This is a genomic window from Nonomuraea sp. NPDC052116 (assembly GCF_040680035.1).
In the GTDB taxonomy this organism is placed as follows: Bacteria; Actinomycetota; Actinomycetes; order Streptosporangiales; family Streptosporangiaceae; genus Nonomuraea; species Nonomuraea angiospora_A.
Window position 1 is genome coordinate 248,714 of the sequence record NZ_JBFAWA010000017.1, and the last position, 8,890, is coordinate 257,603.

The 8,890-nt window shown below is 72.4% G+C and carries 8 protein-coding genes; 3 read left to right on the top strand and 5 right to left on the bottom strand.

Going from position 1 to position 8,890, the window contains the following annotated elements; all coding sequences use genetic code 11:
- Nucleotides 1–14 precede the first annotated feature (14 nt).
- From AB0L65_RS31025 to AB0L65_RS31035, 3 genes are read left to right on the top strand one after another with little or no spacing between them, the layout of a single operon-like run.
- Nucleotides 15–1,775, top strand: a complete 1,761-nt coding sequence (locus AB0L65_RS31025; protein WP_364252190.1) for an ABC transporter ATP-binding protein — start codon at nt 15–17, stop codon at nt 1,773–1,775.
- Nucleotides 1,757–3,520 (top strand): ABC transporter ATP-binding protein, encoded by a 1,764-nt coding sequence (locus AB0L65_RS31030; RefSeq protein WP_364252193.1) that lies wholly within the window; start codon nt 1,757–1,759, stop codon nt 3,518–3,520. Before AB0L65_RS31025 ends, AB0L65_RS31030 begins: the two co-directional genes overlap by 19 nt.
- Nucleotides 3,517–4,563 (top strand): radical SAM protein, encoded by a 1,047-nt coding sequence (locus AB0L65_RS31035; protein ID WP_364252196.1) that lies wholly within the window; start codon nt 3,517–3,519, stop codon nt 4,561–4,563. Before AB0L65_RS31030 ends, AB0L65_RS31035 begins: the two co-directional genes overlap by 4 nt.
- A 6-nt stretch (nt 4,564–4,569) precedes the next feature.
- Here AB0L65_RS31035 and AB0L65_RS31040 read toward each other — a convergent pair whose 3' ends face one another.
- From AB0L65_RS31040 to AB0L65_RS31060, 5 genes are all read right to left on the bottom strand, one after another.
- A complete protein-coding gene (locus AB0L65_RS31040) occupies nt 4,570–5,169 on the bottom strand; it encodes an ATP/GTP-binding protein (RefSeq protein ID WP_364252200.1) in 600 nt (199 codons plus the stop codon).
- Entirely contained in the window at nt 5,150–5,551 is a 402-nt protein-coding gene (locus AB0L65_RS31045; protein ID WP_355212771.1) for a DUF742 domain-containing protein, read from the bottom strand. The genes AB0L65_RS31040 and AB0L65_RS31045 overlap by 20 nt, the downstream gene beginning before the upstream one ends.
- Nucleotides 5,548–5,979 carry a roadblock/LC7 domain-containing protein gene (locus AB0L65_RS31050; RefSeq protein WP_350742758.1) on the bottom strand — a complete coding sequence of 144 codons (432 nt, stop codon included), beginning with the start codon at nt 5,977–5,979 and terminating at the stop codon, nt 5,548–5,550. Before AB0L65_RS31050 ends, AB0L65_RS31045 begins: the two co-directional genes overlap by 4 nt.
- Nucleotides 5,979–8,372, bottom strand: coding sequence for a nitrate- and nitrite sensing domain-containing protein (locus AB0L65_RS31055; protein ID WP_364252204.1), 2,394 nt, complete (start codon nt 8,370–8,372; stop codon nt 5,979–5,981). Before AB0L65_RS31055 ends, AB0L65_RS31050 begins: the two co-directional genes overlap by 1 nt.
- A 143-nt stretch (nt 8,373–8,515) precedes the next feature.
- On the bottom strand, nt 8,516–8,890 hold a 375-nt coding region (locus AB0L65_RS31060; RefSeq protein WP_364252207.1), incomplete at its 5' end, for an arabinofuranosidase catalytic domain-containing protein.

Here is an 8,890-nt window from a genome sequence, read left to right on the forward strand (position 1 = left end):
AGAGGAGCGGAAGGATGTCGGATCCCGTGGCAGGCACCGCCGGGGAGCGGGTGACGCACGAGCACGGCGACCGCCTGCTCGCCTCTCTCGCACGGCGCGCCTGGCGGCCGCTGGCGGTGGTCACCGCCGCGACCGCCGCCGCCTCGGCCGCGACACTGGCCATGCCCGCCCTGCTGGCCGCCGCGGTGGACAGGGTGCTCGCGGGCGAGGACGTGTTCGCCGCGGCGGCGCGGCTGGCCCTGGTCCTGGCCGTCATGACCCTCGCCGACCTGGTGTGCCATGTCGCGGGCGCCGCGGCCAACGCCTCGGCGACCTCCGCGCTGCGCCTGCGGTTCACCGGCCACATCCTGCGCCTCGGCGTCGGGGAGGCCCGCCGGTTCCCGACCGGGGAGCTGGCCAACCGGCTCGTGAGCAACACCGCCGGGGCCGGGCAGGTCCCGCTGGCCCTGCTGGACACCGCCGCCGGGCTCGTCACCGCGGCGGGCGGCATCATCGCGCTCTTCCTCATCGACTGGCGCACCGGGCTCGCCTTCGTGGCCGGTCTGCCCGTCGCGCTCGTGATCATCCTCCTGTTCGTCTCCCGGATGTCCGGGTTGTACGACCGCTACCAGGAGACGCAGGGCCGGCTGGCGGCGCGGCTCACCGACACCCTGGCGGGCATCCGTACCGTGCGGGCCTCCGGCACCGCCGACCGCGAGATCGCCCGCGTCCTCACCCCGCTGCCCGAACTGTCCGAGACCGGGCACGCCCTGTGGCGGGCCCAGGCCCGCGGCGGGTGGCGGATCGGCCTGGTGCTGCCGCTCATGGAGGTGGCGGTCCTCGCCGTGGCGGGCCTCGGCGTCGTGGCCGGCCGCCTCGAACCCGGGCAGCTGCTGGCCGTGGCCGGGTACGCCACGCTGGGCCTGTCGTTCATCGAACATGTGGACGCGGTGATGAGCGTGGCGCAGGCCCGCTCGTCGGCGCGGCGGGTCTCGCAGGTGCTCGCTCTGCCCACCCAGGCCCCCGGTACGCGCCCGGCCCCAGACGGCCCCGGCACGTTGTCGTTCCGCGGCGTCACCGTCACGCGGGACGGCGCCCGGCTGCTCGACGGGCTCGACCTGGAGCTTCCCGCAGGGTCCCTGACCGCTGTCGTCGGGCCGTCCGGCGCGGGAAAGACGACGCTGGCCATGGTGGCGGGCAGGCTGATGGACCCCGACCGCGGACAGGTGCTGCTCGACGGCCGGCCCCTGGCCGAGCTCGCCCCCGACGCGCTGCGCGACGTCGTCGCCTACGCCTTCGAACGCCCCGCGCTCCTCGGCGGTGACCTCGCCTCGGCCATCGCCTACGGGCGGCCCGGGACCAGCCTTGCCGCCGTGCAGGAGGCCGCCGCCTCCGCCCGCGTCGACGACGTCATCCGCCGGCTCCCCCAGGGGTACGACACCCCGGCCGCGGGCGCGCCGCTGTCCGGCGGCGAGCTCCAGCGCCTCGGCCTGGCCCGCGCGCTCGTACGGCGTGCCCGGCTGACCGTGCTCGACGACGCCACCTCCAGCCTCGACACCGCGACCGAGGCTCAGGTGACCCGCACCCTCGTGGACGGGATGCGTGGACGCACCCGCCTGGTCGTCGCGCACCGGGCGACGACCGCCGCCCACGCCGACCTGGTCGTCTGGCTCGAGAACGGCCGGATCAGCGCTCAGGGCACACACCGCGAGCTCTGGAACGACCCGTCCTACCGCGCTCTGTTCGCCGCCGAGGAAAACAGTGGAAAGGAGGAGGCGTGTCCGGTGCTTCGCTGACCCCGCTCCTGGGGCCGCGCACGCTCAGCGCGCCGCGCCTGCTGCTGGCCCTGCTCCGGCCGCGCAAGCGCCCGCTGGCCGTGGCCCTGGCCCTGTCCGCCGTCGAATCGGCTCCCACGCTGCTGTCCGGGCTGCTCATCGCCGCCGCGATCGACCGCGGGTTCCTGGCGGGGCGGCCGGGGACCGGACTCGCCCTGCTCGGGCTGCTGGCCGCCGTCATGTCGCTCAAGGCGGTGGCCACCCGGTTGACGCTCCCCGTCCTGGCCAAGGTCGTCGAGCCGCTGCGCGACGACCTCGTACGGGCCGTCGTCACCGCCACGGTGGCCCGCGCGGCCGGCGGCGCCGAACCACCCGACCCCGCCTCCGTCAACCGGCTCACCGCGCAGGTGGAAACGGTGCGGAACCTGGTGTCCGCCCTGCTGCGCAGCACCCGCCAGCTCGGCATGTCGTTGATCGCCGCGCTGGTGGGGCTGCTGGCCCTCTCTCCGCCGGCGGCCGCCATCGCCGTGGGACCGGTGGTGCTGGCCCTGGCCCTGTTCGCCTGGCTGCTGCGTACGCTGGCGAGCCGGCAACGCGCGCTGATCCTGGCCGACGAGCGGCTCACGGCCGAGGCCACCCCGATCCTGTCCGGACTGCGGGACGTCGCCGCCTGCGGAGCCCACGACCAGGCCCGCGCGACGGTGGACGCCGCGGTCTCCGCGCAGGTGGCGGCCACCATGTCCATGGCCTGGGCGGGCACCGGCCGGCGGCTGGTCGTCACGCTCGGCGTCCACGTCCCGCTGCTCGTCCTGCTGATCGCCGCCCGTCCCCTGGTCGAGGGCGGCCACCTGAGCGCGGGAGAGGTCATCGGCGCGGTGACCTACCTGGCCACGGGGCTCGACCCGGCGTTGCGCATGCTCATCAGCACGGTCGGCGGGTGGGGAGTGGCCCTCGCCGTCACGCTGCGCAGGATCGCCGAGTCCGTCACCGTGCCGGTGACCTCCCCGCGGACCGGGACCGGGCCCGGACCATTCGGGCACCGGCTCGACGCCGAACGGCTGACCTTCGGCTACGCGCCCGAGGCGACACCGGTCGTACGCGACCTCGACCTCGCGATCCCCGAAGGGGAGCACCTGGCCGTGGTCGGTCCGAGCGGCGCGGGCAAGTCCACCCTGTCGATGCTGCTGACCGGGCTCCTGCCACCGACCGGCGGCCGGATCCTGGTCGGCGGACTCCCGCTCGACGAGACTCCGGAACACCGCCTGCGCACGATGATCGCCCTCGTGCCCCAGGAGGCGTACGTCTTCGCCGGAACCGTCCGCGAGAACCTGGCCTACCTCGGCGCGGACACCGACGCGCGGCTGCGGGCGGCGGCCGCCGCCGTGGGCGCCCTGCCGCTGGTCGAACGGCTCGGCGGGCTCGACGCCGTCATCGAGGAGCCCTCCTCGCTCTCCGCCGGGGAGAAGCAGCTCATCGCCCTGGCCCGCGTGCACGCCTCACCCGCGCGGACCGTCGTGCTGGACGAGGCCACCTGCCACCTCGACCCGGCCGCCGAGCAGCGCGCCGAGGAGGCGTTCGCCGGACGCGACGGCACGCTCGTCGTCATCGCGCATCGCATCAGCTCCGCCATGAGAGCGCGGCGCGTCCTGCTGATGGACGGCGGCACCACGACCGCCGGAACGCATCAGGAACTGCTCACCCGATCCCCCCTGTACGCCGACCTGGTCGGCCACTGGCGCACGAACGAGAAAAGGACCATGCCATGAGCACCCCGAACGGGCCCAGCGACATCGTCTGGGACGTCACCTACGCCTGCCCGCTCCGATGCGTGCACTGCTACTCCGAGTCCGGCAGGCGGCCGGCCCGGCAGCTGAACCACGACGAGATGCTCAAGGTCGCCGACGCGATCGTCTCCTTCGGCCCGCGGGCGGTGGAGTTCGCCGGCGGCGAGCCGCTGCTGGTCAGAGGCATCACCGAGGTCGCCGGGCGGATCCGCGAAGCGGGGGTGGGCGTCAACGTCTACACCGGCGGATGGACGCTCGACCGCCGCTCGGCCGAGGAGGTGACCCGGGTCTTCTCCCGGATCACCGTGAGCGTCGACGGGGCCGACGCCGAGGTGCACGATCGGATCCGCGGGCGGGCCGGTTCGTTCGAGCGGGCGATGAACGCGCTGACCCTGCTGAACGACCTCTCGGAGGAGCGGGTGGCCAACGGCCTCGACCCGGTCGAGTTCGGGGTCGACTACGCGGTCCTGCGCTCCAACCTCCACCAGCTGGAGGAGTTCTGCCGCACGGTCGCCCCTCGCTTCCCGTACCTGCGCTTCCTCACCTTCGCCGCCGCGGTGCCGTCCGGGCTCGCGAGCCGGCAGGGGTTCGCCGACCACGAGCTGCTGAGCTTCGACCAGTTGGGCGCGCTGGTGAGCGGCGAGCACGTCGAACGCCTGCGCTCCCTCGCACCCCGCCAGGTGCAGGTGGCGACGTCGGACAACATGGTCCTGATGATGCATCCGAACGCCCTGCGCCGCTACGGATTCCCGCTGCTGCAGGTGGAGCCGGACGGCGAGGTGCGCGCGATGCCGATCTACGAGGGCACCGTCGGCAGCCTCCTCACCGAGGACGCCGGCACGCTGTGGCAGCGCGCGGTGGAAAGGTGGAGCGACCCCGTGGTGGTGGAGGCCCTGTCGGCGGTTCGGTCGATGGAGGACTGGGCCGCGGCGGCCCGGCGCATCGACTACCACTTCGGCACCGACGAGGTCCGCCGCCGCATCGACCGCCGCCCGGCGCTGGTCCCGGCACCGGCCGGGAGGTGACAGGCGTCAGGCCACGGGGTGGGGTGCGGTGCGGGGCCGGGCGGCCAGCAGGTGGTCGATGAGCGCGAGCAGCACGTCGCGGGCCGCCGTCCGGTCGCGGGCGTCGCAGAGCACCAGCGGCACCTGCGGGTCGAGGTCGAGCGCCTTGCGGATCTCCTCGGGCGTCCGGTCCTTGACGCCGTGGAAGCAGTTGACGCCGACGACGAAGGGGATGCCGCGGCTCTCGAAGAAGTCGATCGACGCGAAGCTCACGTCCAGCCGCCGGGTGTCGACCAGGACGACCGCGCCCATCGCCCCGTGGACCAGGTCGTTCCACATGAACCAGAAGCGTTCCTGCCCGGGGGTGCCGAACAGGTAGAGCACCAGGTCGCGGTTGATGGTGATGCGCCCGAAGTCCAGCGCGACGGTGGTGGTGGACTTGCCGCTCACGCCGTCCAGATCGTCGACGCCGACGCTGGCGTGGGTGAGGTACTCCTCGGTACGCAGTGGGGCGACCTCGCTCACCGCGCCGACCATGGTCGTCTTCCCGACGCCGAACCCACCGGCGATCAGGATCTTCACCGCCAGGGGAGCGTCGTCCCCTTGGTCAGAGCTTGCGTAAGCCATCCCTCACCGCCTCAAGAATTGTCACATCGGGAAGTCCGCCGCCCGCCTGGGCGAAGGCCAGCGGTGGCCGGGCCCGCATCTGACCGTTCTCGATCAGGTCGCCAATGAGGATCTTGGTCACTGACACCGGGAGGTTCAGCGCCGAGGCGACTTCGGCCACCGCCAGCGGCCGCTCGCACAAGGCGAAGATGGTGCGGTGCTCCGGCTGCATGCGCCTCAGCCCGCGTCCGGTCTGCGAGGAGACGCCGGAGAGCGAGGTCACCAGCGTGATCAGCGTGAGGTCGTCCCGTTCTGGGGCGGTCCGTCCGCCAGTGATCGTGTAGGGGCGGACAAGGGGTTCGTCGGCGTCATCGTCGTCGAACCCCTCAGTCCAGTGCTTCATCCGCGTCTCCCCGCGTCATCGGCCTGCGGGGTACGCGCGTCGGTGCCCAGCTTCTGGCCGACCTGCTGGACGAGGGTGTGCATCGCGACGCTCATCAGCTCGGCGTCCACCTCCTGGGAGGCGACCACGGCCAGATGGGTGCCGCGGCCGGCGGTCGTGATGAACAGCCACAGCTCGGCCATCTCGATGATGACCTGCTGCACCGGTCCGCCGCTGAAGAGCTGCCCCACACCGCGCGCCAGGCTCTGCTGGCCGGTGGCGATCGCGGCGAGGCGTTCGGCGTCCGAGCGCTCGATGGTCCGGGACCGGCTGATCACCAGGCCGTCGTCGGACAGCACGATGGCGTGCCGGGTGCCCGCGACCTGATCGACCAGACCGTCCAGGAGCCAGTCCAGGTCTGCGTTGGTGGCGGTGGTTCGCTGCGTCATCATCGATCTTCCGTCGTGGGTGAGCCGGGCTCGGGGGATCCGTCCGGCCGGGGCTGGAAGGCGTCATCACCGGTCCGGCGCCTGCGGGACTGCCTCTGGAACGCGCCGATTGTCGCACTGGATCGGCCGGGCTGCTCGCGTGGGGCCCAGGCCTCCTGCTCGGTCGGTTCATCCTCGTTCGCCGGGACTTTGAGCTCGGTGACCAGGCTGGCCTGGCGCACCCGCTGGGGCAGCGGCCGGCGGGCGGACGGCGGGAGGGCGTCGTCCGGGATTCCGGTGGGCGCCGTCACGTACGCCATCGCGCGTCCCCTGGAGCGGGTCGGCAACTGCCCGTCCGCCGGTTCCTCCTGCGGGCGAGGCTCCGGACGGGTCGCCTCCGGCGCCGGGGCCGGGGCGGCTTCCTCGGGCACCGCACGGGGACGGTCCACCACCAGCGCTTCCGGGAGCAGCACGATGACCCGGGTGCCGCCGAAGGCCGACGACCGCAGCTCCACCTGGAGGCCCAGGCTCGCGGCGAGCCGGGCGACCACGTACAGGCCGAGCCGGACGTCGTCGGCGTGGGTCATCACGTCGAGCTGCGGCGGCGACTTCATCAGGGCGTTGGCGGCGGCGTACTGCTCGGCCTCCATGCCCAGGCCGCGGTCCTCGATCTCCACGGCGACGCCCCGGCTGACCGGTGCGGCCCGCACCTCGACGGGGGTCATCGGCTTGGAGAAGGTGGTGGCGTTCTCCATGAGCTCCGCCAGGACGTGGACGAGCGGTCCCACCGCGCGCTCGCTCACCCAGGACTCGCCCTCGACGTCGATCGAGATCCGCCGGTAGTCCTGGACCTCGCCCTGCGCGGCGCGCAGCACGTCGAGCAGGTGCACCGGCTTGCGCCAGCGGCGCTGCGGCTGCCCGCCGCCGAGGATCACCAGGTTCTCCTCGTAGCGGCGCAGGCGGGCGGTGAGGTGGTCCAGGTCGAACAGGCCCTCCAGCACCTCGGGGTCCTCGTGCTTGCGTTCCAGCTCGTCGAGCTTCTTCAGCTGCAGGCCGATGAGGATCTGGGTACGGCGGGCGATGCGCTGGAGCATGCGCTGGAAGCCGCGGTGCTGTTCGGCCTGCCGCACGGCGGTGAAGACCGCGCTGCGGCTGGCCAGGTTGAGGGCCTGCCCCAGCTCGCCGAGCTCGTCGGGGGTGGGCTTGAGCATGTGGACTTCCGCGTCCACGTCGACGTCCTCGCCGCGTTCCAGGCGGGCGACCACCTTGGGCAGCCGCTCCTGGAGCTCCTGGGCGTCCTCGCGCAGGTGCAGGATGCGCCTGCGAAGAATGGAGGTGAGACGCCAGCTGGTGAAGATCACCAGACCCAGGGCGAGCAGGCCCACGCTGGTGACGCTCATGAAGATGACGAAGAGCATGCCGGCGTGGTCGTAGCCGATCTTGCTGACGTCGGCGAGCCGGAGCCGCAGGAGCTGCGTCACCTGCTCGGTGACCGTGTCCACCGAGGAACGCCACTCGGTGCTGTCCCCGCGCAGGGTCACCTGGTTGCCGCCCGAGGGGGTCAGCCGCTCCTCCAGCGCGGTCATGGCCACCCACGCCTTGCCGGTCATCAGCGTCTCGTACCGCTTCTCGTCGCCGATGAGGCTGGGGATCACCTGGGAGCGCATGAGGTGCTTCCTGGTGCCGGCGGCGTCGGTGACGAGGCCGTACTCGTCCCTCGTCAGGTGCCCCGACTTCCAGCCGCGGGCCAGGACGGCGTCCTCGCGGCCGATCAGGTTGACGACCCAGAACAGGTCGACCAGGGTCTGCGCGCTGCTGTTCACCTCGCCCTCGTCGGTGTGGCTGAGGACGGTCAGCACGCGCAGGTCCGACTCGATGACCCCGCTGTAGTAGTCGAACGCCTTCTGCGGGCTGGCCCAACCGGCGTCCACCGCCCGGCGCTGCTCGTCGAGGAGGTTGAGGCTGCGGTCGGTACGGGAGATGGCGTCGGCGAGCCCCTCCGGCCCCTTGGCGGTGTCCAGGGCCGTCAGGGGACGGAAGGCGCTCATGGCCTGGTCGGTCACCGCGCGCTGCTTGGCGAGCTTGGCCGTCGCGGCGCCACCGGGGTCGGCCTGTGTCTCCGCGGTGAGCAGCCGTTCCTTGTCGAGGCTGAAGAACAGGTCGGACGCGGGTGCGCCGACCGTCTTGGTGGCCAGATCCATCTGGGCCTTCTCGGCCCGCCACTGGGAGGAGAGCTGGAACATGCCCGAGGCCAGCAGCGGGGTGAAGGTCAGACTCGGCACGAACACGATGATGAGCAGCACCGTACGCAGGGGCAGCCGGCGGGCACCGGCCAGCCGTCGCGGCTGGGACGACGCGCTCCCGTCGCCCACGGTCTCCGTCCGCCGTCGCCCGGCCCTGCCCCATCCAGCCACGTGGAGGACACTCTCCTCACCAATCGGTGACAATCACCCAACTAGGCGATTGGTGCCTGATAGTAGCCATACGGCAGTTGAGTCGAAAGCCCCGCTTTCCCGGGCTTTGCCGCCCCCGGCGTGGGCCGGGGGCGGCGGCGGGTTCACCTGTAGCCGGCGGCGACGATGTTGGCCTGCACCGCGTTCTCGGTGGCGTCCGTCGGATAGCCGGAGGTCATCACGCCTTCGTAGAAGGTGCCGGCGGAGCCGTTGCTGTTGTCTCCGCCGATACCGAGGATGATGGCCCCTTCCTTCTTCATCGGGTTGTAGCCCGCGACGTTGGGGCGTGCCCCGTTGTAGTAGGTGGACAGGTTGCCCGACTGGGCGTTGCCGGCCCGGATCGACCAGTGGTTCGGCTCGCCTTTCACGATGGCGGTCAGGTACCGGTGGGTGACGGTCGGGTCGTTGGCGTTGTAGCCCGGGTTCACCCCGGAGAACAGGCCGTTCTCCAGGTCGGCCATGACCCAGGGGCCGTTGCC

Coding starts and splice junctions, on each gene's coding strand:
- AB0L65_RS31025 (WP_364252190.1), top strand. CDS start 15: ATGTCGGATCCCGTGGCAGGCACCGCCGGGGAGCGGGTGACGCACGAG.
- AB0L65_RS31035 (WP_364252196.1), top strand. CDS start 3,517: ATGAGCACCCCGAACGGGCCCAGCGACATCGTCTGGGACGTCACCTAC.
- AB0L65_RS31040 (WP_364252200.1), bottom strand. CDS start 5,169: ATGGCTTACGCAAGCTCTGACCAAGGGGACGACGCTCCCCTGGCGGTG.
- AB0L65_RS31045 (WP_355212771.1), bottom strand. CDS start 5,551: ATGAAGCACTGGACTGAGGGGTTCGACGACGATGACGCCGACGAACCC.
- AB0L65_RS31050 (WP_350742758.1), bottom strand. CDS start 5,979: ATGACGCAGCGAACCACCGCCACCAACGCAGACCTGGACTGGCTCCTG.